Raw genomic sequence first — 26776 nt, forward strand, 5'->3', positions numbered from 1 at the left:
AGAATATGAAGTCTAAATCCTATAGGTTCTTACTAACATATCTTATTATACTTTTTATTGGCATGAACACATCTTGCAAATCGCCAGAGAATGTTGTTTACTTCCAGAGTGATCAGGCGTCAAGCCAGGCCAACATCAAAAATAATATTGATTTAGTATATAAACCCAATGATATGTTAACCATTGATGTAGCTGGATTGGACCCTCTAGCCGTACAACCCTTTAACCTTCCTGCAGTTGCTTACAGTGAAACCGTGATTTCCGCTCAAGGGATACTTAAAATGCAAACCTATTTAATAGATAATGATGGCACTATTGATTTTCCGGTAATAGGAATAGTAAAAATTGGTGGTCTCACCAGAATGGAAGCAACAGCCCTGTTGAAAGAAAAAATATCGGAATATGTAAAAGATCCAATAGTAAATATTCGCCTAGCTAATTTCACGATTACAGTTTTAGGTGAAGTTAACAGACCTGGAACCTTTGTAATACAAGATGAGAAAGTATCGCTAACAGAAGCATTGGGGCTAGCGGGTGATCTGACCATATATGGAAAACGAGAAAATGTGTTTTTAATTCGTGAAGAAAACGGAGTAAAACAATTCAAAAGGTTCGATCTTACGTCTTTAAACGTAGTCAATGACCCTGAATATTATCTACAACAAAACGATGTTATTTATGTAGAGCCCAATAAACCCAAAGTTCGCTCATCATCATATAACCAAAACAATGTAATCATCATATCGGCTGTGGCCACATTAGCAACGATAGTTGCGATCCTCATAAAATAAGCTTTTGTATGTCTTCCCAAAAATCAATAAACAATAAAGAACATTTAAGAGAGTCTATAGAAGTATATCTTTCCAAATGGAAATTTATCCTGTTAGGATTGATTATAGCATTGGTTTTAGGCTTCCTTTATCTACGTTATGCTACATACGAATACAAAGCATCGGCAACCATTAAAATAAAAGACGACGAATCCAATAATAAGCTCCCAGAAATTTCATCACTTCAAAACTATGGTCTATTCAAAACAGACCTAAACAACGTAGTTGATGAAATTGAGGTTATAAGATCTCGCTTCTTAATAGGCCAGGTTGTTGAAGAGTTAAAGTTAAATATCCAGTTTTATGTACAAGGCCGATTTAAGGGGCATGAAGCCTACAAAAATCCACCCCTGAACATAACTTTCAGTACTCCAGATTCAATCTTAAAGCAAGTAGACACTACTTTTAATATCCAAATTAAATCCGCTACTGAATTCTATTTTCAAGGTATCAATAATGAAACCTCTAGAGCTATAATTCAAGGGAAGAAAATTGATGATAACTTAGTACTATTCAATTTCGGCGAAAGTGTTCCTACTGGTTTTGGGAACGTAATTATCACACCAAATATTGGGGAATACGGTAGCACCCCGGGCAGTGACATAGAAATTAAAATCTCACCTATCAATAACGTAATAGGATCTTATAAAACAAGATTAATCACCGAAATCAAGGAAACTTCAAGTGTGATTAAGTTATCAATCAACGACAATTGCAAGGAAAAAGCGGAAGATTTCTTAAATAAACTTATTGAAAAATACAATCAAGATGTTATTAACGACAAGCAGTTGGTGGTTAAGGCAACTTCCGATTTCATTAACAACCGATTAGAGGTAGTTTCACAAGAATTAGAAGCTGTCGACTTAACAGCCGAATCATTAAAGAAAACTAATAAGCTTACCGATTTACAAACACAATCCAGTTTGTTCCTGGAAACCGAAAAGGAAAATGAGACTCGTTTGATAGAAACTTCAAACCAAATCCAGCTTATTGATTACATGTCAAATTATTTGGGCGACAACGACAAACCTTCAGACTTACTCCCCTCAAATATTGGCATCCAAGACCCATCTGTCGAACAAGTAACAAGAAGGCATAACCAACTAGTTTTAGAAAGAAACAGGATTCTGAAAAATTCGAGTGAAAAAAACCCAACAGTAGTAAATCTGGACAATGAAATCAATGCAATTAAAGAGAACCTCAAGCAGAGCTTAAACAATTTTAAAACTTCCAACGAAATCACACTTAACAACCTGGAAGCTGAAAGCGCAAGAATTAATTCTCAGATTTATTCTGCGCCAAAAAAAGAACGACAATTTAGAGATATAAAACGTCAGCAAGACATCAAAGAAGCCCTATATCTCTATTTGCTTCAAAAGAGGGAGGAATCTGCAATAAAGCTGGGGGTTTCTGCCCCAAACGCAAAAATAGTAGACCAAGCTTATGCTTCATCGGAACCCGTTACTCCCAAAAAAATGATTGTACTTCTATCTTCATTTTTACTCGGCCTGAGTGTGCCAGTAGGTTTTATATACCTCAAGAATATTTTAGACTCTAAAGTACATACCATGAAGGATGTAAAACAGTTTGTTGATCTTCCTTATTTAGGGGATATCCCAAAAGTATCTAGTAAACAACAATTGGTTAAAGAGTTTGATTATTCTCCTAAAGCAGAAGCGTTCAGGATTGTTAGAACAAACATTGATTTTATGCTTCAAAACATAAACGATAGAGCTCGGATTATTTTTATAACATCTACCACCAGCCAAGAAGGCAAATCACACACCTCAATCAACTTAGCCTTGTCATTATCATTTTCCAGAAAAAAAGTCTTATTAATAGAAACTGATATACGTGTACCAAAAGCCACAAACTATCTTAATATGAAAAATGAAAATGGCGTAACGGATTATATAAGCAATACAGATTTAATACCGGAAAATGTAATTAGTCACATAAAAGACAACGACTATTTAGATATTATTCCTTCAGGGCCAATACCTCCAAACCCAGCAGAATTATTACTCAACCACCGTATTGATAAATTGTTTGATTCGGTTAAAGGTATTTACGACTACATAATTGTAGACACAGCGGCAGTAGGTTTGGTTACAGATACCTTGTTGATAGCCAAACACGCCGACTTAACAGTTTATGTGGTACGTGCAAACTATATGGATAAACGTCAATTACATGTTTTAGAGAAACTACAAAATGAAAGCCGTTTGCCTAACCTAGCTGTTCTAATAAACTCCGTTACACCTAAAAGTGGTTATGGCTATGGCTATGGCTATGGTAAAAACCCTAAAAAGAAGAAGTGGAAACTATTTTAACTTTCTTCTCTTCTTTTCTTTTGTCAATAAATTCAATTCACGTCCTGTTTGACCAGCAACAGAAGTATTTTCCTCTGCACGACGAATCAGATATGGCATTACATCTCTTACAGGTCCAAATGGTATATATTTGGCTACATTATAACCAAAGTTTGATAAGTTGAAACTAATATGATCGCTCATTCCGTATAACTGTCCAAACCATATGCGTCGATCGGACACATCAATACCTTTCTCCTTCATTATATCCATAATCATATAGCAACTCTCTTCATTATGAGTTCCCACAAAAATTGCCATATCATCTAGGTTGTCCATCATATATTTAGCTCCTTCATTAAAATTAATATCGGTAGCTTCTTTGCTTTCGCAAATTGGAGTAGAATACCCCATTTTCAAGGCGCGTTCATTCTCTTTTTCCATATATGCTCCACGCACCAATTTATAACCCAAATAGTAACCGTTAGCTTTAGCTAATTTGTGTTCTTTCTTTAAAAACTCAAGTCTATCGTGGCGATACATTTGAAGTGTATTATATACCACAGGTTTCTCTGTGTTGTATTTTTGCATCATTTTGGTAACCAAGTCGTCTGCGGCATCCTGCATCCAACTTTCTTCACCGTCAATAAGTACTGCTACATTGTTTTCTTTTGCGGCTTTACATACAGCATCAAAACGAGCCACCACCCTATTCCACTCAACTTGTTCCTTATCTGTTAACTGTTCGCCTCTCCCTAGTTTTTCATAAAGGTAAAAACGTCCAAAACCAGTAGGTTTAAAAACTGCAATAGGAATTGCTTTTCGTTCTTGCGCAAAATTTATGATTTTAAGCGTAGTATGAAGTGCTGCATCAAACTCCTGTTCATTTTCCTTACCTTCAACAGAGTAATCCAAAACAGAGCTTACACCTTTCTCATACATTCTATCTATAACTGGCAAACAATCCTCTTCGTTTACCCCTCCACAAAAATGGTCGAACACAGTAGAGCGAATTAACCCTTCTATAGGTAAGTGTGCCTTAATAGCAAAATTGGTAACAGCAGTTCCAATTCTAACCATTGGCTCAATAGATATCATTTTAAATAAGAAATAAGCTCTTTCGAGCTCAGAATCACTTTTTAACGCAAAAGCGATTTCAGTATTTTCAAAAATCTTATTCTGTGGCATAAAGCGAATTACTATAACCCGACAAATATAGGTATTGTTCAATTATTATTGGTGAATAACAATTATAAAAATTAGCGTAATTTCACAGCCTATTACAGTGATATCATGACAACCATTCAAGCAGAAACATATCCTATTCATTTTAACGAAAACTGCAATACAGAGATTAACAGCTACTTAAAAAACAGTGATCATTCACAAATATATGTTGTTGTTGACGAGAACACCCATCAATATTGTCTTTCTCAGTTTCTTGCAACTATAGAAACCAAAATAGCTATTGAAATCATTGAAATTGAAGCAGGTGAATCCCACAAGAACATAGAAACCTGCATGGGAGTATGGAATGCACTATCTGAATTAGGAGCGGATAGAAAAAGTTTGGTAATCAATTTAGGCGGAGGTACAATTACTGATTTGGGGGGATTTGTAGCGTCTACTTTTAGACGCGGAATAAAATACATTAATGTACCGACAACCTTACTTTCCATGGTTGACGCTTCCATAGGAGGTAAAACTGGAGTGGATTTAAATGGGTTAAAAAACCAGATTGGCGTAATAAATACTCCTGAAATGGTTTTGATAAATACGACGTTTTTAAACACACTTCCAACCAACGAAATGCGTTCAGGACTAGCTGAAATGTTCAAGCATGCTTTAATAAGCAACTACCAGTGCTGGCATAGGCTAAACGGCCTACCTAAACTAACACTTGAAGACCTAGATTCATTAATCCACGAATCAATATTAATCAAGAAAACCATTGTAGAACAAGACCCTACAGAGGAAGGTTTAAGAAAAACTTTAAATTTCGGGCATACACTGGGACATGCTATTGAAACCTATTGTTTAACTGAATCAGACAAAGAAAGTTTGCTTCACGGCGAAGCAATTGCAGTTGGAATGATATTGGCTTGTTACCTTTCTAAAGAATTATTTGGTTTCCCTGAGCAAATGTGCAATGAAGTTAAGAATACACTTCAAAAATATTTCGGAAAAATTCATTTTAACACAGAAGATCAAATTAAAATCATTGAGCTTCTCAAGTATGATAAGAAAAACACTTACGGCAATATAAACTTTGTATTACTGGAAAATATAGGAAAACCTTTATTTGATCAAAAGGTTAGTAACAGATTGATAATCAAAGCATTTAATTATTACGCTATCTGATTTTTAAATTAAAAAATTTGTAACTTTAACCTAGTTGATATCAGCAAAAACTACACTAAATTATTTACCAACACTAAAAGAGCTTTAGTTATGAAACGTGTTATTGTTGATTATAGAAAGTTAACACCTGAAATACTCCGTCTTTTAACCGATAAGTTTCCAGACGGTTACAATGATGATGATATTATAATCTTTGACGATCACCACAACCAAATTGTGGAAGCTGTTGAAGTAAAAACCAATGATACCATTTATTTGGTAAAGGTAAGCAGTAAACTACACTACACCATGACCAATTTTGACGACAACAAAGAAGTAGAATTGGACGAAATGGGTTATGTTGTTCTAAACAAAGATTTAGTTCAGGAGGGCTATCTTGACGAAGAAGAATAGTTATTTTGCTGTTAAGTAGCGCTTATTGATCACCTCAAAATGATGGTTTTCATGACCTAATACAACAAAACCTATAGCCCTAACAGACATCTTAGCATTGTTAGCAACCCCCATTCTCATTAGCATAGTATCATCAAAACTCTTAAACAGCGCAATAGTAGACCTTCGTTGCGCAATGTATTCTTCAATAATATCTATATAAAGCCTAGCCCTTACATTGGTAACTTCTGCATAGCTATTTTCATCAAAGCCCGGTAAAGATGTTTTATCCTCACGCGCAAAACACAATGCCCTGTAAGCGAATACACGTTCTGCATCGATAATGTGCTGAACAACATCCATAATGGTCCACTTTCCAAGATCATACCGAAAATCAAGTTTATCTTGTGGAATTGACTTTAAGAACGTCATTGAATTTTCTATGCTATTACTTAGCCCATAAACCAGTTCCATGCCACCTGATTTTTTTATATAATCGGCATAATAGGGCTCATATTCTTCTTGAGATAATTGATTGGCTTTCATGGTACTGTGTTTTAAGTTAAAATAAAAAATCCTTTTCAAATAATGAAAAGGATTTAAAGTAATTTATATCACTTAAATGATTTAAAGCTCATTAAAAATATAATGCATCAATCTCTTTTTATCATTAATACTTTCCTCAAGAGAGATCATAGTTTCAGTTCTGTAAACACCATCTATATCATCAATGCTAAAAATGACATCTTTAGCATGTTCTGTGTTTTTAGCTCGTATTTTGCAGAAAATATTAAACTTACCAGTAGTAATATGAGCTACTGTAACAAAAGGGATTTGGTTAATTCGCTCTAAAACAAATTTAGTCTGTGACGTGTTCTGTATAAACACCCCCACATAAGCTATAAAAGAGTATCCCAATTTTTTGTAATCTAAGGTTAAGGAAGACCCTTGAATAATTCCTGCATCTTCCATCTTCTTAACCCTTACGTGAACTGTTCCAGCAGAAATCTGCAACTTTTTTGCAATATCAGTAAAAGGAATTCTAGTGTTGTCGATCAGCATATCAAGGATTTGATGATCCGTTTCGTCCAACTTAAACTTTGGCATAAAAAATTAAGTTTAAAAATTTAAATATTATGCAAAAATAACACTTTTAATTTAATTTTTATTAAAGAATCGTTACAATTACAAGGTTTTTAGTACTTTTTCTTCATTACCAATAACAACGAAATCGTTTTCGTATCCCTCAAAAACCGATTTATAATTATGTGTCAACACCTTAATATTAGAAGCATTTATTTCCTTATGCCCAAAATATTCATTCAGCCCACCAATTTTTTCTATTTTTGGCACAAATTCAATCCGTTCTTCCAAAAGAATTTCCCGGAATTGGATTGCTATATCATTGTTTATCCATTCACCATCCTTCTCCACTAGCGCATTTCTAATGATTACATCATAAAACAACTTTTCATTTTGAGGTATATCAAAATACCTTTCAAAATCATTCCCTATTTGTGGTTTAGTAGCAATATAATGAAGTCCACTAAGCATAGATATGAAGATATACTCTCTTGTTTTCTCCCGTACATAATCGTCATAATAATGACCTGCTTCAAACAAAACCGTAGGAACCCCTAAACTTTGAAACATATCTCCTACACAGTTTATATTAAAGGTGTCGTCGTAAACCCCAACCTGGTTAGGAATATAGTCTTGTAGATATTTATTCATCTCGCCTATTATATCCATTGCTTTTTGCCTAGTAGCAGTGACTGTTCGCTCTTCATCCTCTGCTGGCGACAAAAACGAAACCGTAGCAGGTTTATTAGATTTACCGGCACTAAAAATTGTTCGTTGACCATGAAGGTTAAAACAATAATCAGGTTTGAATTCGTCAAATAAGCGCCTTAAAAGAGCACTTTCTGGTTGAGAAAGCTCCTTAGAATCTCTGTTTAAATCAACTTCATTAGCATTTAAACGTGTATAAGCCTTAGCACCATCTGGATTTAATATGGGCACTATATATAAGGTACAGTTGCTTAAAAGCGTATCTGCAAACTCCAATTGGCTAGCGAGTACTTTAAACACATCAAAAAGAGATTTAGTTGTAGTAGATTCATTGCCGTGCATCTGTGACCACAATAACACTTTAATGGGGCCAGTACCGACTTTTACAGAATAAATAGGAACATCAAGAACAGAGTACTCTTCGATATTCACCTGAAAGCGATCTCCTAATTGAAGGAGAAGTGGTTCAATATGTCTATTTGTAATATATCGTCTGTACAACGATTTTTCTTTGAATTCTGAAAATACCGGGAATTGCGTTTGATCCATTTCTTGAGGATTAGGAGCTACAAAGGTAACAAGAAAACTAGAGTATTAAAACAGAAGGTTTACGAATGTAAACAAAGGGTAATTTACAATTGTATACAAAAAATTTTATCTAAATGTTTACATAAGTAAGCACTCTTGAATGGATTAATTAACAATAATAAACCTTGCAGTAGAGGTGTAGTCCTTGATAATAAATAATTTAACGATAATATTTCTTAAGCTTGAATATCAGTTATTTACGAATACTTATCTAAAGTGTTAATTGAATATATGTAGCTTATATTTATCTACCTTATAGTTTAATTAGTCTTGATTTATTACATTTGTAAACACAACAACCCAAAACCATTTGTTTACAATGGTAAACACAGAAGATTTCACTTTACGCCTGCAGAAAGTAATGGAATATTACAATGAATCGGCATCATCGTTTGCGGAAAGCATCGGCGTACAACGTTCATCTATTTCACATATATTATCTGGACGTAATAAACCCAGTTTAGAATTTGTTTTAAAAATCTTGACGGCCTACCCCGAAGTGGATTTGTATTGGCTCCTAAATGGAAAAGGTAATTTCCCTAAATCTTCTAAAACTCTTTTTGATGACCCTCAGGACGAAATACGCGATTCTCCGGAAGCAGAAATAAAAGAGGAAAAAACAATAAAAACGAAAAAAGAAGAAGTAACAGCCGTAATAAATTCTGAAGCTGTAAAAACTTCAAAGACGATAGAGCGTATTGTTATTTTCTACACAGACGGAAGTTTTAAGAATTTTGAAAATCCATAGGATTCTTTCTTACTTTTGCAGATATATCAAACGCACATGAAATCGTTACTTACTCTACTTTTAGTTTTCCTTTTTTTAGGTTGTTATAATTCTGAACGCAATTGTGAGGATTTTAAAACCGGGACATTTTATAGTGAAGTAACTATAGATGGAACTATCTACAAATCGGATTTTGTTCGAACAGACAACATACAGGTAGAAACCTATAACAAAAAAACAGACTCGGCCCAAGTCCGTTGGATAAATGATTGCGAGGCTATTTTTAAAACTATCAACCCAAAGCGAATGACCGATAAAAAAGACATTCACTTAAAAATTCTAACCACAACCGATTCATCCTATACTTTTGAGTATTCCTATGTTGGGGAAACTAAAAAGCAAAGAGGTGTTGCTTTTAAAAAGAAGTGATTATTTTTTGATGGTGTTAATTATTCCAACGGATAAAGAAATGAATCAATAAGGTTAAACTTCAACACGCCTTCTTCAGTCATTTCGTATTTCACTAACATTTCACCCCAAAATACTCCATCACTAAAATCGGCTATAATCCATTTATGATTTAATAACTTAACGGAATTGATCATCATTTTTCTTCCTTCACCAGCAGCGTAAGGTACCAATGGATGTTCTCCTTTTGGTTCGTTTAATTTGTATAGTTCATCTTTGATAAAAGGAATTAGCTTTACAACATCGTAGCCATTTTGTTCAAAATAAGTTAGAGCGCCTTCATTACCTTCTATACCAAAATGTGATAAATCGAAAATTTTATCCTCAAGTGACGTGATAGAATCCTTATATGTATTGGTATGCTCTGTACATTCAGTTAAGCGTTTATCCATATCCTCGAAAACGTTTTTAGAATTCACATATTGGAAAACAACCAACAATACTGCAAATATGAACAGGTACATAAAAATTCTACTCTTCATCTAATTATGTCTTTTAAATTGTGATTTTAAGATTATCGAACGCCAAATGTACATTTTTTGGCAATTGTTTTTCCACTTCTTTGTGAAATCCCAGCATATGACTAATATGGGTAAGATATGCTATTTCTGGATTGACCTTATTTATAAAGTCTAGGGCTTCTTCTAAATTAAAATGTGATTGATGCGGTTTTATTCTTAACGCATTAATCACTAACACCTTCACGCCTTTCAATTTTTCAATTTCCTTTTTGGCAACCGTTTTCATATCGGTGAGATATGCAAACTTATCAAAGCGATAGCCAAATACCTGAAGTCCGTTGTGATCGCCATCAATAGGAATCACTTCCATCCCATCTAATGTAAAAGGTTTGTTTTTAATAATGACTGGTTCAACATGAGGCGCTCCTGGGTATTTGTTTTCCTTTTGAAAAATATAGTCAAACCTAATAGACAAAGCATTCATTACACGTTCATGGCCATATAAAGGAATATCTCCCTGACGAAAAAAAAACGGACGAATATCGTCTAGTCCAGCTGTATGATCTGCATGTTCGTGGGTGAAAATAACGCCATCCAATTTATGGCAATTGACATTTAACATCTGCTGACGGAAATCCGGTCCGCAGTCAATAACGTAAGTGTTATCATCCCATTCAACAAGCACCGAAACCCTTAAACGCTTATCCCTAAAATCGTTACTTAAACACACAGGGTGATCACTCCCTATAACGGGGATTCCCTGCGATGTTCCAGTACCCAAAAACGTGACTTTCAAAAGTGTTAAGTTTGTACTAATTATGGGACAAAAATAAGGTTTTATTTTTTGTTTGACATGGTAAATTGATACCTTTGTACTAAAGATTCAATCACAGAAGATACGATGGAAATTACTCTTAAAGGAGACAAGGAATTTGAAGATGTACCCTCATTAAAAACCAAGGCACTTCGCATCAACTTAAACGAGAATATTTACGGAACTTTTGCAGAAATTGGAGCCGGACAGGAGACTGTAAGACAGTTTTTTAGAGCTGGTGGAGCCTCTGGAACCATTGCCAAAACCATGTCGGCTTACGACAAGGACTTTAGTGATGCCATCTATGGTATGGAAGAAGACGGTCGTTATGTAACGGAGGCCCGTTTACGCAAAATGCTTCAACATGAAATGGCCTTGATGGAAGAGCGTCTTACAAGAGACAAGCATCCTAACAAGCTTTTCTTTACTTATGCAAATACTGTGGCAACCATCGATTTTGCCAAGAAATACAAAGGACATGGCTGGGTTGGAATTAAATATCAATTAGAGCCAGATCAAGATTATAACGAAATCATCCTTCACCTTCGCTTTAAGGAAAATGATGCCAGATTACAGCAGGAAACGTTGGGTATTTTAGGAACTAACCTAATTTACGGGGCTTTCTATAAATATAATCAGCCCAAAAAACTTTTAAGATATCTCTATGACCATTTGGATAAAGACCAATTGGAAATAGATACCGTTAACTTCTCTGGACCTGCTTTTGAAGAAGTAGACAACCGATTAATGAGTTTGCAGCTTGTAAAGAACGGTATGACCGATGCGGTAATGTTCGATCCAGATGGAAACAATGTTCTTCCTGCGCGTGTACTTTATAAAAAGAACATACTTGCGCTTCGTGGTAGTTTTAGACCGGTAACCAAAGTAAATATGGACATGTTTCAGAAGTCTTATAACATGTTTATTAAGGAAAATAAGGTTGACGAAGAAAACACCAAGGTTATTTTCGAAATTACTTTGTCTAATTTAAGAGCTGAAGGAGAGATTGATGAACAAGACTTCATGGACCGTGCTCGATTACTTTGTTCTTTAGGACAAACGGTGTTAATCTCTAACTTCAAGGAATACTACAAATTGGTTGAGTATTTTTCTCAATACACTAAAAGCCGTATGGGACTCGCTATGGGAGTTAATAATATGGTTGAGATATTCGATGAAAAATATTATCGCCATCTAAGTGGAGGTATTTTGGAGGCCTTTGGTAAGCTTTTCTTTAAGGATTTAAGAGTATATCTTTACCCTCTTCAAGATGATGATGGAGCACTCACCACTAGTGAAAACCTTAAAGTACATCCACGTATGAAAGAGCTTTACAAGTTCTTTAAATACAATGGTAAAGTTGTAGATATTTCTGATTACGATGCTGAAACACTGGGTATTTTCTCCCGTACTGTACTTAAAATGATTGCAGAGGGTGAAGAAGGTTGGGAAAACATGCTTCCTGGTGGTATTGCTAAATTAATTAAAGAAAAAAGTCTTTTTGGTTATGAGGCCGAAGAGATTTTTAGAGAGGATTAATTCAATAATCAATTCATACAAAAAAGCGACCTATAACATAGGTCGCTTTTTTTAGTTGTCTAGAATTTGTTCGGTATGAGTTTTGGTTTTAACCTTGGTGATTATTTCTCCTATTACCCCATTCTCGTCAATAATAAAAGTAGTTCGGTGAATACCATCATATTCCCTGCCCATAAATTTTTTAGGTCCCCAAACACCGAAAGCTTCTATAACAGTCTTATCAACGTCTGCCAACAATTTATAAGATAGGTTATTTTTATTTTTAAAGTTTGTTTGCCGTTTAGCACTATCTGCACTGACACCTAATACATCGTATCCCTGAGCTTGAAAACGTTCGTAATTATCACTTAAGTTACATGCCTCTACTGTACATCCTGGTGTACTTGCTTTAGGGTAAAAAAACAGCACAAGCTTTTTTCCTTTATAATCGTTTAAGGTCACTGTGTTTCCGTCTTGATCTAGTGCAGAAAAGTGAGGGGCCTTGTCTCCTACTTTTAAATTCGTCATATTTTTTAATTTTGTAAACTACAAAAATAGGACAATGACCAAACAAGAAAAAATTGAATTTGTAATACATACGCTTAAAGACCTTTACCCAGAAATACCTATACCTTTAGACCACAAAGATCCTTATACCCTATTAATAGCGGTACTCATGTCTGCACAGAGCACCGACGTAAGAGTAAACCAAATCACTCCTTTGTTATTTGAAAAGGCCGACAACCCTTACGACATGGCAAAGCTAAGTATTGATGAAATACGTGAAATTATTAAACCAGTTGGTCTATCCCCTATGAAAAGTAAAGGCATTCATGGGTTATCTGAAATACTGATAGAAAAACACAGTGGAAAAGTCCCAATGACATATGAAGAACTTGAGGCTTTGCCAGCCGTTGGCCATAAAACAGCTGCTGTTGTTTTATCACAAGCCTTTGGAATTCCAGCCTTTCCTGTAGACACCCATATTCACAGATTAATGTACCGATGGAACTTGAGCAACGGTAAGAACGTAACACAAACAGAAAAAGATGCAAAGCGCTTATTCCCCAAAGAGCTCTGGAACGATTTACATCTACAAATTATTTGGTATGGAAGGGAATACTCTCCAGCTCGTGGGTGGGATCTTGAAAAGGATATAATCAGCAAGACCATTGGCCGAAAATCAGTTATTGATGACTATTATAAAAAACAGAAAAAGTCCTGAGAGAATCTCCACTCAGGACTTTTTCCGTTTAGTTAAGAATTGTATCAAATTTAAGACCGCCACTATCTACTGTATGTAGGGCTTTAGAATAATCTAAAAGAAACTTGACAGTTTCCTTTTTAGGGGTCAAACCATTGTTAAGTTGTTTGGGGTCTTGAGAGTAAAGTTTAGCCATTGAAAAAAATATTTATGGTTTTATACTCTCAGAACGTATTAAATCACTAAATATTGTATTAGTTGGTTAAAACTATATTATGCTTTTCAATAATCTTGCGCATATTTATCAAAGCATAGCGCATACGTCCTAAAGCCGTATTGATACTCACTCCAGTTTTATCTGAAATTTCCTTAAAACTCATATCTTTATAAATACGCATAATTAATACTTCCTTTTGGTCTTCAGGAAGTTCATCAATCAGACGTTTAACATCGTTTTCCACTTGATCTTTAATAATCTGTTTTTCAACATTAAGAGAACCATCGCTAATTACTGAAAAGATGTTAAAATCACCCGTATTATCAAACTTAGGCATACGGTTGCTTTTTCTAAAATAATCAATTACCAAATTATGGGAAATACGCATTACCCAAGGCAGGAACTTCCCCTCTTCATTGTAAGATCCTCTTTTAAGGGTTTTAATAACTTTAATAAAAGTGTCTTGAAAAATATCCTCAGCCACATCGCGGTCGAAAACCTTTGAAAAAATAAAACTGTAAATTTTGTGTTTATGGCGTTCGATAAGTACTTCCAAAGCACTTTCGTTTCCTCTAATGTACTGAGATACCAGTGTAGCGTCGTTGATAAGTTCGTTTTGCATAATCATTACTTTTAGTGCACAGAACAAAGTTCTCTGCTTTGGGGTTATTTAATGTTCTAAAAAGTAATGTTACAGCTATAGGCTACAGTTTTTGTTGATATATGATCAAATATAACAACAAACCTATCAATAATGCAAACTAATGATTAAATAATCGATAAATTAACATTTTGAAGTTTAAATATTATAACGGTTATCGGGTATGAAAAATAGCATATCAGAAAGAACTTCAGCCATCTAGAGGCAATTTGAATAACTCATCCATATATTGTCTATTTGTTACTTCAGATTGAGAATAAGTTGACTTAGAAACTTGTCTAGTATTATTATCTTTGCAAGATTACAGATAAACATAGTCTATGAGTACTGCGATTTCCAACGTCAATCCAAAGGAAAACATCATTATAAAAGGGGCCAAACTTCACAATCTTAAAAACATAGATGTAGTTATCCCAAGAAACAAACTTGTAGTGATTACTGGTCTTTCGGGTTCAGGGAAATCCAGTCTTGCTTTCGATACTTTATATGCTGAAGGGCAACGCCGTTATGTAGAAAGTTTATCAAGTTATGCCAGACAGTTCCTTGGCAGGTTGAATAAACCAAAGGTAGACTATATTAAGGGAATTGCTCCAGCTATTGCCATAGAACAAAAAGTAAATTCTACCAACCCAAGATCTACAGTTGGAACAACCACGGAGATATACGATTATTTAAAACTGTTGTTTGCCAGAATAGGAAAAACCTATTCCCCAAAATCGGGAAAGCTGGTAAAAAAGGACACGGCTACAGATGTCGTGAACTACGTAAAAACATTTAACGATAGGGAAAAATTGCTTCTACTCGCTCCTATTTATTTGGAAGCTGGGCGTGCATTTGAAGACAAATTAAAGGTATTGCAACAACAGGGCTACGCCCGTATAAAGCTTAACGACACTGTCTTGCGTATTGAAGAAGCAGAAAGTTTCACCGATACCATCAAGAGTATTTATCTGGTTGTAGACCGAATAATTACCCTACACGAAGAAGATTTTTACAACCGATTAGCCGACGCTGTTGAAGCTGCCTTCTTCGAAGGTAAAGGTGAGTGTTATATAGAAACCTTACACGACCATACCTTACACCATTTCAGCAACAAGTTTGAAGTGGATGGAATTAACTTTTTGGAGCCTAACATCCATTTGTTCAGTTTCAACAATCCCTATGGTGCCTGCCCTACTTGTGAGGGCTATGGCGATGTAATAGGCATTGACGAAGATTTGGTTATACCAAATACGGGATTATCGGTTTATGAAAATGCTATTTTCCCTTGGCGCGGAGAAAGCATGAGCTGGTACAGAGATCAACTAGTGAACAATTCGCATAAATTTGATTTTCCTATCCATAAGCCCTATTTTGAACTCAGTGAAGAACAAAAACAACTTGTCTGGAGCGGTAATCAATATTTTGAAGGCTTAAATGACTTTTTTGCCGAGCTTGAAGCCAAAGCCTATAAGATTCAAAATCGCGTGATGTTATCGAGATATAGAGGGAAAACACGTTGTAAGTCCTGTGGTGGTATGCGCTTACGACCAGAAGCAAACTACGTAAAGATTGGCAACGCTACCATTACCGATTTGGTTGAAATGCCATTAAACGAATTGGTAGTTTACTTTGATGCTCTTGAACTTAACGAATATGAGGAAAAGATAGCCAATAGGCTTTTAAAGGAAATCAAGAACCGTCTTTCATTTCTGGAAAATGTTGGGCTTGATTACCTTACTTTAAACCGAAAATCGAATACACTGTCTGGAGGTGAAAGTCAACGCATCAATTTAGCTACCTCGCTGGGAAGCAGTTTAGTTGGGTCTATGTACATATTAGACGAACCCAGTATTGGGCTTCACCCAAAGGATACAGAGCGTTTAATATCTGTTTTAAAATCGTTGCGCGACTTAGGCAACACGGTTATTGTAGTAGAACATGATGAAGATATTATGCAAGCTGCAGATGAAATTATTGATATAGGTCCAGAAGCAGGTTCCCTTGGAGGTGAAGTTGTAGCTACCGGAGATTACAATTCTATTCTACAAAGTGAATCACTAACGGCTAAATACCTTAACGAATCCCTTAAAATAGAAGTTCCAGAAATACGTCGTGAATACAAATACCATATCGATGTTATTGGAGCACGTGAAAACAACTTAAAGAATATAGATGTTAGTTTTCCGCTGGGAGTACTAACTGTTGTAACAGGAGTTTCAGGTAGCGGTAAGAGTACTTTGGTAAAAAAGATTCTCTATCCTGCCCTTCAAAAAAAATTAACTGATTTTGGGGATAAACCCGGTCATTTCACCAAACTGGATGGCAAATTTAGTAATGTAAATAAAATTGAATTTGTAGACCAAAACCCTATCGGACGCTCATCAAGATCAAATCCAGTTACTTATATAAAAGCTTATGATGACATTAGAAATCTATTTGCAAGTCAGAAACTTAGTAAAATAAGAAACTTTAAAGCTAAGCATTTCTCATTTAATGTGGATGGTGGTCGCTGTGAGACCTGTAAAGGTGAAGGTGAAGTTACTATTGAAATGCAATTCATGGCCGATGTTCACCTAGAATGTGAAACTTGTAACGGCAAACGATTTAAAAAAGAAGTGCTGGAAGTAACCTTTAGCAACAAGAGCATTGATGACGTACTTAACATGACCATTGATGATGCCATAGCATTTTTTGATGGTCATAAACAAGAGAAAATAAAGAACAAACTTCAGCCATTACAAGATGTAGGTTTAGGCTATGTTACCTTAGGTCAGAGTTCTTCTACCCTTTCCGGTGGGGAGGCGCAGCGAATTAAGCTAGCATCGTTTTTAGGAAAGGGACAGTCGTCTGAAAAAGCCCTTTTTATTTTTGATGAGCCTACCACAGGACTTCATTTTCATGATATAAAGAAGCTTCTTAAGTCATTTAATGCCTTAATAGACAATGGTCATTCAATTATAGTTATTGAACACAATTTGGAGCTTATCAAGTGTGCCGACCATATTATTGATTTAGGACCTGAAGGAGGTAAACGCGGCGGACAATTGGTTGCTCAAGGTACTCCAGAAGAAATCATAAAGGAAAATAATTCACTTACAGCAGCATTTTTAAAGGATAAGATTTAGAGTTTTTTCTTGATATGACTTAATTAAAGTCAGGACACAATTTATCTGGGTTTGAAAACAAATTCTCGTCAATAATAATTGAGAGCTAACAATACAGTCTTGCTTTTAGCTACTATGTTTTTTATTTACTGTTCTTTGCCCAAAAGCTGACGGAAAATGTGTGTTCGGTACGCATAGTTGTCGTCTTTAAAATAGTTAAACAATTTGTCAAGACGAAAGTCAGATCAACTATAGCTAATGATTCGGAAGAAGCAGAGAAATGTTGAAACTTAAAAAAAAGTTGAATTCTCCCACAGACCGAATTACTACCATAATATAGCAAATTTTATCAATTTTAATGGAATTTGTTAAAAACAAAAAACCACGTAAATCATAGGAAATACGTGGTTTTCGAGAGTTTTGTAAGAAAAATCAGTTATCGCGACAGGATTCGAACCTGTGACCGTCTGCTTAGAAGGCATATTTGCAGGATTATTTTTCCTTATCAAATTTTATCAAAACGCAATATTTACAAGGCTTTACAAAATTTATGTAAGTTTTTATTTTATCATTGTTTATCATCATTTATTATCGCAAAACAATAATTTTATGTACTTTTTGTGCACATTTTGTGCACATAAAAATACAAAAACCTTGATTATATCTGGGATTGTCCTTAAGTTTGTGTACACGGATACCTTAAAAAACCCATTTTAACCATTTTTTAACATTTTAAAATGAAGCAGTTTTCCATCCAAATCAAGCATGATAAACGACGCCCAATACGTAATTCAAAAAATGTTTATCCAGTACGTTTAAGAGTATATTCCACACTCACGAAAAAGACAAAAATGTACCCTACTGATATCAATTTGTCTGTGAAAGATTATGAGGATGTCTTTGATAAAAACCTAAACTTAAAAGGCAAGAAAAACGAATATAGACTGTTCTTAAATGAATTAGAGAATAGAGCAATAGAAGCAGCCTCTACCCTAACCACATTTACATTTCCTGCATTTGAAAAGAAATTATTCAGAGCAAAAAATGCATCTATTAGTGTTATACATCATTACAAGCAAAAAATCGATCTGTTAAGGAAGAATGGCCAGGTTGCAACCGCTAGTAATTATGAGCTCAGTTTGAAATCATTGGGAATGTTCATTCTGGATAAAACCAAGTTTGATTCACTAGAGGCCAAAAACAAAGAACTTATGGCAGCTTTAAAAGACTTAACCTTTTACGATATTACCGTAAACTGGTTGAATAGCTATGAGATTTTTATGGTTAGAAGAGAGGAAAAGTCCCTTACCACTGTATCCATGTACCTAAGAGCATTGAGAACTGTTTTTAACGATGCTATTAGCGAAAATGATATCAAAAAGGACATTTACCCCTTTGGACGCGCAAAGAACCAATATCAAATACCTACAACCCAGAAAAAGAAAAAGGCACTGACTAGTGAACAGATAACAAAACTCTTCCATGCCGAAGCTGAAGATGAGGATCAGCAACGAGCAAAGGATTTTTGGTTTTTAAGCTACGCGCTTTACGGAATGAACTTTAAGGACATTCTGCTTTTGAAATTTGAGAACCTAAAACAGGATACCATTGTGTACTTTAGAGAAAAGACAAAATCTACCTCTAGAGGGAACTTAAAGGAAATCAATGTACACTTAAACGATTTCAGCAAAGGTGTAATTGAGAAATACAAGAGAACTGGACGCACCAATAAAAACGACTACATATTCCCTATTATTGAAAAAGGAGACGATGTATTTGAGCAAAAGCGAAAAGTAAAAAACTTTATTAGTAATATAAACCTGTTCTTCAATAAATTTGCCGAAGCTCATGGCTTTGATTTTAAGATATCAACCTATTGGGCACGACATACTTTTGCAACGCTTTCCATTCAAAGAGGGGCTTCTATGGAGTTTATCAGCGAAGCTTTAAGCCATAGCAACCTGAGTGTAACCAAAAACTACTTTGCAGGGTTTGAAGATGATACCAAAAAGGAATTTGCAAAAAATCTTATGAACTTTTAATTACATTAAATGATCAATCACTATACAACCTACACAAATTGCTACAAAGAGATATATAAAGAAACTGAGAATGATCTTAAAGAGATTCTAATAGAATGCAACAAAGAATATCGCCCCTTCAATTTTGCTAATAACAAATGTCTTGAAGAGCTTTCAAAGCGATGTAATACAATCAGATCGAAAGTTCAACCCCACTACCCTAACTCACTTAGAGTTTTTAATGATAGGGCATCTTTTTACAACAAACAAGATATCAAGCTTATTATTCAAAACGAACTCAATCAAAGTTTTGTAGAGGAAAACATCAATAAAACAATCAGTTTCGAAGACTTCATTATTGATATAGCTGCTCTTGAAGCATTTGTCAATGCCAAGGTTATATTTACTCAAAACCAAGAGTTCAATGAGAACATGTATCTTCTTAATAATTTCAAGCATTTCAAACTGATTTATTTTAGAAGAAATGAAATCCTAACAAAACTCAACATCGTATTTAGAGAAAAACTATACGGTAAACCTGTCGACAACGCATTGTTTGCTCCTGAGAAAACAGACAAGAAACAAGAGAATACATTTAAGTCTCTGGTTCAAAATGGAACTCCTGAAAAAGTCTTTTTAGACATCAATGAAGCTGCTGCTCTTTTAGGAAAAGCCAAACAAACCATATACGGCTTGGTAAACAGAAAACAAATTCCATTCCACAAAAAAGGTAATAAACTATACTTTATTCGAGAAGAACTTATTGAATGGGTTACTAAGGAAAAACCTATAAAGAAATCGGCTACAGAAAAGCTGGATGATTTTTTGAGTAGATAGCCTACATATTTACTATAACAATACTTTCAAAAAAATACGTATAAACACGTATTTCTGATTGATTAAAGATCTAGTACTTTTGACAAATTCCTACCAATAGAGTAGGAATTATTTTTATTTAGTAATAAAAAATATTAGTTTTATTCCTAAATAAAAGTTCAAATTTAACTCTATATAACAGGGCTATCAACAATGGTTTTTAGCCCTAAGTTAGGCTCGATATAAAAATATAATAGTAGATGTCAAAAATTACAGAAACTAGATTAACACTCGCTGCTCTTATTTATGGAGTAGAATTAGATTTAAAAAATACAATCAAAAGAAATATTACACCTTATTTTGAAAATTTGGCTTTTTTAAAAAATATTGAATTAGAAAAAAAAGTTATTGAAAGATTTCAAAAAGATAATCCAGGAGTAAACCATTTAGAAAATCTTGATGAAGTAATTGAATTTTTGGACTTTCAAGACACATTTACAATCTTAAATCAAAATAAGGAATTTTTAAAAAAAGAGGCTGCTCAATACATAAAAACTAATTTCAAAACATTATCAGATTTAACACCAATTAGAAATCGAGTAATGCATACTAGACCTCTACTTGGCGGAGATTTCTCTTTCACATATGATTTTATCTCAAGTCTTAAGAAATCTGACCCAATTGAATGGGCTGTGACAATAGAAACAAGAGAGAAAATAGATAATGATCCTTCGTATGTACTAACCTTAAAATTCCCTACAAATCATTTAGATGAAGAAATATCAAAAGTCAGCCATAATTTACCTGTTCCTGATTTTGATGAAACAGGTTTCATAGGTCGTAGTCAAGATATTGAAGCCTTAACAAAATTAGTTTTATCTAATAGAGTTGTTTCAGTTTTGGGTGATGGAGGAATTGGAAAAACTGCCCTCGCCTTAAAAGTTGCATATGATATTGTTGATATGAATGAAGATTGTCCATTTGAACTTATAATTTGGACATCGGCAAAAACCACAATGCTAACATCAAAAGGAATCGAAGATATATACACTACAATTACTGATTACACTGGATTAATTTCTGAAATAAGTGATTCAATTGGTACAGAAAGTAAACTTGATGAAATCTTGGAGTATTTGGACTATTTTAAAACTCTACTAATTATAGATAACCTTGAAACAATTCAAAGTGAAGAAGTAAGAGATTTCATACGAAATGCACAAACAAAATGTAACATTTTAATCACTTCAAGAATTGGGCTTGGCGAATTAGAATATCCTAGAAAATTAAATGGGCTTTCAGAAACTGAATCAGCTAAATTAATTAGAGAGATTGCAAGGATTAGAAATAGCGATACATTAATAAAACTACCACAATCAACTTTGGTTGATATATCTAGTAAGCTTTATTTTAATCCTTTGGCAATCAAATGGTTTGTGAGCACAGTTGAAACTGGTATTCCACCGCACGAAGTAATTAATAATAAAGAAAATTTACTTGACTTTTGTTTGACAAATGTCTATGAAAAATTAAGTGAAGGAGCTATATCCATATTAAAAACGATAAGAGCTTCAAGAAAAAAAGTGACTAATGCAGAAATTATATATTTATCTAATTACAAACCATTAGACACTCGAAAATACTTAATCGAACTTTTCAAAACAACCCTTATTTCTAGACAAATTGAAGACGGAAATAATTACGAGGAAGTGATTTATTATATATCCGATTTTGCAAAAGATTTTCTTTCAAAAAAATATCCAATAGAAGAGTCTTATATCAAAAATAACATCAAAAAATCTAAAGAATTAAATATTGGGATTAGACAAATTAATAAAGTACAAAAATATAATGAGTTTGCATTAAACGCTTTAGTCTATGACAATCAAAATCAAATGATTAGCGCTAAATTTTTGCAAGAAGCTTTATTTCATTCTAGAAATGGTGATTTTGATAGTGCTTTATTAAAAGTTAAAGAGGCGAAAAATATAGACCCAAATTACTTTGAGGTATATCGAGTTGGTGCATTTATAAAGGCATCTCAGGGTGATTTACTCAGTGCTGATGAAGATTACCAATTAGGTCTGGAGATTGCACCTGAGAACCCTAGACTTTTGTTTTACTACGCACAATTTTTAATGTTTCAATTAGAGGACATTGATGGTGCTCTTGAATATGCGAAAAAGGTTTATGAACAAAAACCTAATCACCCATATACAGCATTTTTAATTGCGAGATGTCTAAATGGTGCACAAGATTTCGGTAAAGCGATTAAAGTAGTACGCAACTTAATAGAAAATGTGGAACTAGATTCTAAAAATTTAAGAATTGCAAATACAGAACTTATATCGTACTATATCGAAAGAGGAAAAAGTGCCTTAACAATTCAAACGGATATTGAACTCGGAATTAGTCATTTTAAGAAGGCATTTGAATTATTTGAAGAATGTATTGATAGTACTTTAGTGGATTATAAAATGGCAAAAAACTTTAGTGTTGGATTGCTTCATTTTGTTAGAATGACACCTGTGGTAACTATTGAGGAAAACAAGGAATACATAAGAGAATTAATTCTTAAAACAAATAACTATATTGATTTAACGATTGATCTAAAGAAAAAAATAATTCTTAAATACCAAGAAAAATTTAAAGATGACTCACTTGACCATCTAATAGATTTGGATTCTAAAAGTGAGAAGAAAATCGGAAATGTATCTAAAACATCTAAACCGAATAATTTTGTTTTCATAGAAACTGGAAATGATAGATTTTTCGCTCATAGATATGATTTTTTAGATATAGCTAATTGGGTAGAATGGAAATCATTACAAGACGGTCAATTAGTTACATATGAACTAGGTGAAAACAACTCTGGTGTTTGTGCAATTAACATTAAACAAATCTAAAAATATAGTGCACAACAAAGTTGAATATTAAGAAACAGCTCTTTAGGAGTTAAAACCAAAGCAAAAACATATTATAAAGGGCAATGCAAAACCGAAAGATTTGTGATTAGAAGTCCACAACTACTAATACACGAAACCATTAACATAAATAATTAAAATAATAAATTATGAAAGATTTAGAAGTTGAAGAAATGAACGTTCTAGAAATTGAAGAAAAAGAGGTCTTATTGAAATGTAACTCCACTGTGGATAAATTAGATCTTATAGAAGATGAGGAATTAATCTCTCGATGGACTTTCCGGTTTGATGATATAGAAGCTAATTCATACAAAACTTCTAATGCAATGGTAGTTGTAAAATCAAATGATGAAGTTACATTCCAATCCAATGTTAAATCTAAACACAAACAAACTCGCGGTGATCATAATCACTTAAGGGTAAAAGTAGAGGGGTTTGATACTAGTGGTCTAAGATTATTTGAATGGACTACTGGAACTGTTGGTATTCATTGTAATCAAGATGAAATTAGACAATACAAAAAAAGTTGTCCAGGATCTTTTCAAGACATTTATTCAGTAAGTATTACTTTTTTAGCAATACGTTATCGAGGTTGTTAATCCTCTACTTATATTTTATTGCAAAAAATGAAAATTATACACCAAAGTTATATTTTCTCATAAAGTAAAATAACTTTGGTGTTTTTGTTTTGCTATCAAGTTCGTAGGTGTGTATTAACCATACTAACTATTATACAACTAATGTAGTGATTAATCCTATATTGATACTCCTTCATATTGTACCTCATCCAAAATAGAATTGATATCTGAATCTATTTTTGGGTTGAACAGATCTTTGCTTACTGTGTAAGCGGATAGGGTTTCGTCTTTGTAATTGGCGTTTACAATTTCTGTGATGTCGTTTTGATTGAGATCAACTGATAGCCAATTATGGGCATCTTCTTGGCTTAATAATACTGGCTGGCGCTTCCTTAGGTTGTGAATTTTCTGGAACAATAGACTTGCCTTTTTGGTGAGGATTGTGAAGGTGATAAAGGTATCGATAACGGTATAGATTCCTGCTAAGGACAATACACCATCCTTGGAATCCTTAATATGGAATGGGTACTTTTTCTTTTCGTATTCATGAGGTTCAAAGAAGCCTGTTACAGGAATAACACACCTCTTCTCCATTATGGAGTCACGGTAGATGAAATGGTTAAACAGCTTTTCTGATTGAGCGTTCAACCCTGCTCCGTATTTTACAGCCTCCTTGTAATAAGATTTGATATCATCCTTGGATTTGTTATTTGGTACAATCCCCCACACGCCTGGTGCCAATACATCCGACTTTTCTTGTGGGATAACCAACATATTTGGATGGGAAAACCCATTCATATGGTATCTAGGTTTATCAAAATAGTCGACCAATGCAGGATCGCTAATATCTATCTTATAAGTGTTTTTTAACTCTTTAACCTTTTTTGTTTGTGAAGTATGAAAGCACATAATAGCTAAATTAATTTCTATTTAAAGATAGAAATTAATGTGCTTTCACTTCAATTATTTCATTGATATTGGTGGAGTAACGAGGGGAAAGCCTTTCTTGTTTCATTATCCATTGTCTACCCAAGGATTGGCTTGCAAACTTGATTTTGTTATTGCCATAGGCTTTGTTCAACCTATCTACAATATGCATTACAGGTTGGTGCTTTGGGTTTTCTGTAGTAAATAACGTGAATTGCTTTTGGTCTTCTGGTGCCAATCCCATAACGATAACTCCTGCTTTTTTATAGTGGTAACCTTCCTTGAATATCGATTTGAGTGCATGGTTGGCAAGTTTTACCAAGTCGATACTAGAATTGGTTGGGTATGCTGTCTTTAGAACAATGTTTCTACCATACTGCGGTAGGTCTTTACGGAATCCGTTGGTATGCAGAAAGACCATAAGCATATTGCAATGGGATTGTTGCTTACGGAGTTTTTCGGCACAAGAAACAGCGAATGTAGAAATACGTTCTTGAACATCATCTATATGGGTGAGCATACCTTCGAAAGACCGTGTGGTGGCAATCATTTTTTTGTTTGCCGGTTGTTCTAAATCCAATGTTGGTTTGCCTTCTAAATCGTGTTTTAACCTCAGGCCTATAACGGACATATTCTTTCGAACCCAATCGTCTGGCAATAGGGTAAACTGGTATGCGTTGTGCACATTTCGGTTTTTAAGACGTTTGGCATGTTTCCTCCCTATTCCCCAAACATCCTCTATTGGAAGCCATTTTAAGGCCTTAATTCGCTTTTCTTCATTATCGATAACATAGACACTATTAGTTCTTTCGGGAAACTTCTTGGCTATCTTATTGGCTACCTTGGCCAATGCTTTTGAGGGAGCAAATCCTATTGAAATGGGTATGCCCGTTCCTTTAGTGACACGGTACTTCATCTTCTCTCCTATTTCCTGAAGATTGTAAAGTTCAAACCCTACAAACTTTAAGAAGGCTTCGTCAATACTATAGATTTCGATTTCGGGTGTGAACTCAGATAACAAGTTCATTACCCTTGAGCTCATATCACCATATAGGGCATAGTTAGATGAAAACACATGAATGTTGTTTTCTTTGAAGGACTTGGCATACTCGAATGCAGGAGCCCCCATAGGAACACCCAATGCCTTAGCCTCGTTAGAGCGTGCGATTACACATCCATCATTATTGGAAAGCACCACAACTGGCTTTCCGTTCAATGACGGATTGAATACGCGTTCACAAGAAGCGTAGAAGTTATTGCAATCGACCAGGGCAAACATTAGAATGATTTTATAACTGTGGTAACGATACCCCAAATGATTAATTCGTTGTCCTTGGTTACCTTGATGGGTTTGTAGTTTTGGTTTTCTGCCACTAACCAAATGACATCTTTTTCAATTTTTATCCGTTTTACGGTGAACTCTCCATCAATAAAGCAAACAGCTATTTTGCTGTTACGTGCCTCGAGGCTTTTATCGATGATTAGCAAATCGCCATCATGAATGCCAGCGTCTATCATGGAATCGCCCTTTACCCTGCCGTAAAATGTAGTGCTTGGGTTTTTAACCAGATGCTTGTTGAGGTCTATGTTAATATCCAAGAAATCGTCTGCCGGTGATGGAAACCCAGCACTGATACCATTTGCAACAAAGGGTAGTTCAAGTTCGGTGGAAACATCCGCCTTGTAAAAGGTAATGGAATTGGTGTTATATAGCCTTCTTAGATGCATAATGCAAAGTTAGGTTTTGTTCTTATTTGTTTCTGTTAAATTACAGCAGAATATACACAACCAACACCTCTTGATACTTCATTGCAACACCATTCTTATACCGTTGCGATAACATGACTCAATGTTGCAACACCGTTGCGAGAGCATGGCTCACCGTTGCAACACCGTTGCAAGAACATGACTCACCGTTGCAACACCGTTGCGAGAACATGGCTCACCGTTGCAACACCGTTGCGAGAGCATGGCTCACCGTTGCAACACCGTTGCGAGAACATGACTCACCGTTGCAACACCGTTGCGAGAACATGACTCACCGTTGCAACACCGTTGCGAGAACATGACTCACCGTTGCAACACCGTTGCGAGAACATG

At 34.6% G+C, this 26776-nt stretch carries 25 protein-coding genes; 13 read left to right on the forward strand and 12 right to left on the reverse strand.

From position 1 onward, the window contains the following. The first annotated feature begins 5 nt into the window (after positions 1-5). Positions 6-791 (forward strand): polysaccharide biosynthesis/export family protein, encoded by a 786-nt coding sequence (locus PWU04_RS13060; RefSeq protein ID WP_274476568.1) that lies wholly within the window; start codon positions 6-8, stop codon positions 789-791. An 8-nt stretch (positions 792-799) separates the two neighbouring features. Beyond that, on the forward strand, positions 800-3163 hold the full coding sequence (locus tag PWU04_RS13065; RefSeq protein WP_274476569.1) for a GumC family protein: 2364 nt from the start codon (positions 800-802) through the stop codon (positions 3161-3163). On the opposite strand, the gene PWU04_RS13070 is transcribed toward PWU04_RS13065, so the two are convergent. Then, positions 3155-4330 (reverse strand): proline dehydrogenase family protein, encoded by a 1176-nt coding sequence (locus tag PWU04_RS13070; protein WP_274476570.1) that lies wholly within the window; start codon positions 4328-4330, stop codon positions 3155-3157. The two genes, PWU04_RS13065 and PWU04_RS13070, sit on opposite strands and share 9 nt — an antisense overlap. A 105-nt stretch (positions 4331-4435) precedes the next feature. On the opposite strand from PWU04_RS13070, the gene aroB reads away from it, so the two are divergent. Together aroB and PWU04_RS13080 are read left to right on the forward strand one after the other, a co-directional pair. Continuing rightward, on the forward strand, positions 4436-5503 hold the full coding sequence (aroB, locus tag PWU04_RS13075; protein WP_274476571.1) for a 3-dehydroquinate synthase: 1068 nt from the start codon (positions 4436-4438) through the stop codon (positions 5501-5503). 90 nt (positions 5504-5593) lie between these two features. Further along, positions 5594-5896 (forward strand): hypothetical protein, encoded by a 303-nt coding sequence (locus PWU04_RS13080; protein WP_274476572.1) that lies wholly within the window; start codon positions 5594-5596, stop codon positions 5894-5896. Here PWU04_RS13080 and PWU04_RS13085 read toward each other — a convergent pair whose 3' ends face one another. The 3 genes from PWU04_RS13085 to PWU04_RS13095 form a co-directional block, all read right to left on the reverse strand. Beyond that, the gene (locus PWU04_RS13085; RefSeq protein WP_274476573.1) at positions 5897-6421 is read right to left on the reverse strand and encodes a DinB family protein; all 525 of its coding nucleotides are present in this window, start codon (positions 6419-6421) and stop codon (positions 5897-5899) included. Between the two features lie 81 nt (positions 6422-6502). Then, entirely contained in the window at positions 6503-6982 is a 480-nt protein-coding gene (locus tag PWU04_RS13090; protein ID WP_274476574.1) for an Lrp/AsnC family transcriptional regulator, read from the reverse strand. 78 nt (positions 6983-7060) lie between these two features. After that, positions 7061-8215, reverse strand: a complete 1155-nt coding sequence (locus PWU04_RS13095) for a M14 family metallopeptidase (RefSeq protein ID WP_274476575.1) — start codon at positions 8213-8215, stop codon at positions 7061-7063. Positions 8216-8573: 358 nt separating this feature from the next. Here PWU04_RS13095 and PWU04_RS13100 point away from each other — a divergent pair, with 358 nt between their 5' ends. Further along, entirely contained in the window at positions 8574-9002 is a 429-nt protein-coding gene (locus PWU04_RS13100) for a helix-turn-helix domain-containing protein (RefSeq protein ID WP_274476576.1), read from the forward strand. A 36-nt stretch (positions 9003-9038) separates the two neighbouring features. Then, complete coding sequence (locus PWU04_RS13105; RefSeq protein ID WP_274476577.1) at positions 9039-9410, forward strand: DNA topoisomerase IV; 372 nt, start codon at positions 9039-9041, stop codon at positions 9408-9410. Positions 9411-9430: 20 nt separating this feature from the next. On the opposite strand, the gene PWU04_RS13110 is transcribed toward PWU04_RS13105, so the two are convergent. Both PWU04_RS13110 and PWU04_RS13115 read right to left on the reverse strand, forming a co-directional pair. Beyond that, on the reverse strand, positions 9431-9931 hold the full coding sequence (locus PWU04_RS13110) for a hydrolase (RefSeq protein WP_274476578.1): 501 nt from the start codon (positions 9929-9931) through the stop codon (positions 9431-9433). Between the two features lie 13 nt (positions 9932-9944). Beyond that, positions 9945-10706: an MBL fold metallo-hydrolase gene (locus tag PWU04_RS13115; protein WP_274476579.1), complete on the reverse strand. Its 762-nt coding sequence runs from the start codon at positions 10704-10706 to the stop codon at positions 9945-9947. Positions 10707-10811: 105 nt separating this feature from the next. Between PWU04_RS13115 and PWU04_RS13120 the strand changes: the two genes are divergently transcribed. Beyond that, a complete protein-coding gene (locus tag PWU04_RS13120) occupies positions 10812-12263 on the forward strand; it encodes a TonB-dependent receptor (protein WP_274476580.1) in 1452 nt (483 codons plus the stop codon). Between the two features lie 51 nt (positions 12264-12314). Here PWU04_RS13120 and bcp read toward each other — a convergent pair whose 3' ends face one another. Continuing rightward, complete coding sequence (gene bcp / locus PWU04_RS13125; RefSeq protein WP_274476581.1) at positions 12315-12770, reverse strand: thioredoxin-dependent thiol peroxidase; 456 nt, start codon at positions 12768-12770, stop codon at positions 12315-12317. A gap of 34 nt (positions 12771-12804) precedes the next feature. Between bcp and PWU04_RS13130 the strand changes: the two genes are divergently transcribed. Continuing rightward, positions 12805-13467, forward strand: coding sequence for an endonuclease III domain-containing protein (locus PWU04_RS13130; RefSeq protein WP_274476583.1), 663 nt, complete (start codon positions 12805-12807; stop codon positions 13465-13467). A gap of 28 nt (positions 13468-13495) precedes the next feature. Here PWU04_RS13130 and PWU04_RS13135 read toward each other — a convergent pair whose 3' ends face one another. Together PWU04_RS13135 and PWU04_RS13140 are read right to left on the reverse strand one after the other, a co-directional pair. After that, complete coding sequence (locus tag PWU04_RS13135) at positions 13496-13642, reverse strand: hypothetical protein (protein WP_274476584.1); 147 nt, start codon at positions 13640-13642, stop codon at positions 13496-13498. Positions 13643-13700: 58 nt separating this feature from the next. Continuing rightward, positions 13701-14285 carry an RNA polymerase sigma factor gene (locus tag PWU04_RS13140; RefSeq protein ID WP_274476586.1) on the reverse strand — a complete coding sequence of 195 codons (585 nt, stop codon included), beginning with the start codon at positions 14283-14285 and terminating at the stop codon, positions 13701-13703. Positions 14286-14644: 359 nt separating this feature from the next. Here PWU04_RS13140 and uvrA point away from each other — a divergent pair, with 359 nt between their 5' ends. The 5 genes from uvrA (at position 14645) to PWU04_RS13165 (ending at position 23770) form a co-directional block, all read left to right on the forward strand. Beyond that, positions 14645-17431 carry an excinuclease ABC subunit UvrA gene (gene uvrA / locus PWU04_RS13145; protein ID WP_274476587.1) on the forward strand — a complete coding sequence of 929 codons (2787 nt, stop codon included), beginning with the start codon at positions 14645-14647 and terminating at the stop codon, positions 17429-17431. A 716-nt stretch (positions 17432-18147) separates the two neighbouring features. Beyond that, positions 18148-19452 (forward strand): tyrosine-type recombinase/integrase, encoded by a 1305-nt coding sequence (locus PWU04_RS13150; RefSeq protein WP_274476588.1) that lies wholly within the window; start codon positions 18148-18150, stop codon positions 19450-19452. A 9-nt stretch (positions 19453-19461) separates the two neighbouring features. Continuing rightward, on the forward strand, positions 19462-20268 hold the full coding sequence (locus tag PWU04_RS13155; protein ID WP_274476589.1) for a helix-turn-helix domain-containing protein: 807 nt from the start codon (positions 19462-19464) through the stop codon (positions 20266-20268). A gap of 239 nt (positions 20269-20507) precedes the next feature. Beyond that, positions 20508-23153, forward strand: a complete 2646-nt coding sequence (locus PWU04_RS13160) for a tetratricopeptide repeat protein (protein WP_274476590.1) — start codon at positions 20508-20510, stop codon at positions 23151-23153. Positions 23154-23320: 167 nt separating this feature from the next. Then, entirely contained in the window at positions 23321-23770 is a 450-nt protein-coding gene (locus tag PWU04_RS13165; RefSeq protein WP_274476591.1) for a hypothetical protein, read from the forward strand. Between the two features lie 156 nt (positions 23771-23926). Here PWU04_RS13165 and PWU04_RS13170 read toward each other — a convergent pair whose 3' ends face one another. The 3 genes from PWU04_RS13170 to PWU04_RS13180 are packed head-to-tail and all read right to left on the reverse strand — an operon-like array spanning position 23927 to position 26404. After that, a complete protein-coding gene (locus PWU04_RS13170) occupies positions 23927-24658 on the reverse strand; it encodes an SOS response-associated peptidase (protein WP_274476592.1) in 732 nt (243 codons plus the stop codon). Between the two features lie 34 nt (positions 24659-24692). After that, the gene (locus tag PWU04_RS13175) at positions 24693-25955 is read right to left on the reverse strand and encodes a Y-family DNA polymerase (protein ID WP_274476593.1); all 1263 of its coding nucleotides are present in this window, start codon (positions 25953-25955) and stop codon (positions 24693-24695) included. Next, entirely contained in the window at positions 25955-26404 is a 450-nt protein-coding gene (locus tag PWU04_RS13180) for a LexA family protein (protein WP_274476594.1), read from the reverse strand. Before PWU04_RS13180 ends, PWU04_RS13175 begins: the two co-directional genes overlap by 1 nt. Between the last annotated feature and the right edge of the window lie 372 nt (positions 26405-26776).

It is taken from the genome of Mangrovimonas aestuarii (assembly GCF_028767185.1).
GTDB lineage: Bacteria > Bacteroidota > Bacteroidia > Flavobacteriales > Flavobacteriaceae > Mangrovimonas_B > Mangrovimonas_B aestuarii.

What these genes read in the sequence shown, in the direction of transcription:
- PWU04_RS13120 (WP_274476580.1), top strand. Translation starts at nt 10,812, where the DNA reads ATGGAAATTACTCTTAAAGGAGACAAGGAATTTGAAGATGTACCCTCA.
- PWU04_RS13150 (WP_274476588.1), top strand. Translation starts at nt 18,148, where the DNA reads ATGAAGCAGTTTTCCATCCAAATCAAGCATGATAAACGACGCCCAATA.
- PWU04_RS13065 (WP_274476569.1), top strand. Translation starts at nt 800, where the DNA reads ATGTCTTCCCAAAAATCAATAAACAATAAAGAACATTTAAGAGAGTCT.
- PWU04_RS13095 (WP_274476575.1), bottom strand. Translation starts at nt 8,215, where the DNA reads ATGGATCAAACGCAATTCCCGGTATTTTCAGAATTCAAAGAAAAATCG.
- PWU04_RS13060 (WP_274476568.1), top strand. Translation starts at nt 6, where the DNA reads ATGAAGTCTAAATCCTATAGGTTCTTACTAACATATCTTATTATACTT.
- PWU04_RS13180 (WP_274476594.1), bottom strand. Translation starts at nt 26,404, where the DNA reads ATGCATCTAAGAAGGCTATATAACACCAATTCCATTACCTTTTACAAG.
- PWU04_RS13110 (WP_274476578.1), bottom strand. Translation starts at nt 9,931, where the DNA reads ATGAAGAGTAGAATTTTTATGTACCTGTTCATATTTGCAGTATTGTTG.
- PWU04_RS13165 (WP_274476591.1), top strand. Translation starts at nt 23,321, where the DNA reads ATGAAAGATTTAGAAGTTGAAGAAATGAACGTTCTAGAAATTGAAGAA.
- aroB (WP_274476571.1), top strand. Translation starts at nt 4,436, where the DNA reads ATGACAACCATTCAAGCAGAAACATATCCTATTCATTTTAACGAAAAC.
- PWU04_RS13100 (WP_274476576.1), top strand. Translation starts at nt 8,574, where the DNA reads ATGGTAAACACAGAAGATTTCACTTTACGCCTGCAGAAAGTAATGGAA.
- PWU04_RS13080 (WP_274476572.1), top strand. Translation starts at nt 5,594, where the DNA reads ATGAAACGTGTTATTGTTGATTATAGAAAGTTAACACCTGAAATACTC.
- PWU04_RS13085 (WP_274476573.1), bottom strand. Translation starts at nt 6,421, where the DNA reads ATGAAAGCCAATCAATTATCTCAAGAAGAATATGAGCCCTATTATGCC.
- PWU04_RS13105 (WP_274476577.1), top strand. Translation starts at nt 9,039, where the DNA reads ATGAAATCGTTACTTACTCTACTTTTAGTTTTCCTTTTTTTAGGTTGT.
- PWU04_RS13170 (WP_274476592.1), bottom strand. Translation starts at nt 24,658, where the DNA reads ATGTGCTTTCATACTTCACAAACAAAAAAGGTTAAAGAGTTAAAAAAC.
- PWU04_RS13155 (WP_274476589.1), top strand. Translation starts at nt 19,462, where the DNA reads ATGATCAATCACTATACAACCTACACAAATTGCTACAAAGAGATATAT.
- PWU04_RS13160 (WP_274476590.1), top strand. Translation starts at nt 20,508, where the DNA reads ATGTCAAAAATTACAGAAACTAGATTAACACTCGCTGCTCTTATTTAT.
- PWU04_RS13140 (WP_274476586.1), bottom strand. Translation starts at nt 14,285, where the DNA reads ATGCAAAACGAACTTATCAACGACGCTACACTGGTATCTCAGTACATT.
- uvrA (WP_274476587.1), top strand. Translation starts at nt 14,645, where the DNA reads ATGAGTACTGCGATTTCCAACGTCAATCCAAAGGAAAACATCATTATA.
- PWU04_RS13090 (WP_274476574.1), bottom strand. Translation starts at nt 6,982, where the DNA reads ATGCCAAAGTTTAAGTTGGACGAAACGGATCATCAAATCCTTGATATG.
- PWU04_RS13175 (WP_274476593.1), bottom strand. Translation starts at nt 25,955, where the DNA reads ATGTTTGCCCTGGTCGATTGCAATAACTTCTACGCTTCTTGTGAACGC.
- PWU04_RS13135 (WP_274476584.1), bottom strand. Translation starts at nt 13,642, where the DNA reads ATGGCTAAACTTTACTCTCAAGACCCCAAACAACTTAACAATGGTTTG.
- bcp (WP_274476581.1), bottom strand. Translation starts at nt 12,770, where the DNA reads ATGACGAATTTAAAAGTAGGAGACAAGGCCCCTCACTTTTCTGCACTA.
- PWU04_RS13070 (WP_274476570.1), bottom strand. Translation starts at nt 4,330, where the DNA reads ATGCCACAGAATAAGATTTTTGAAAATACTGAAATCGCTTTTGCGTTA.
- PWU04_RS13130 (WP_274476583.1), top strand. Translation starts at nt 12,805, where the DNA reads ATGACCAAACAAGAAAAAATTGAATTTGTAATACATACGCTTAAAGAC.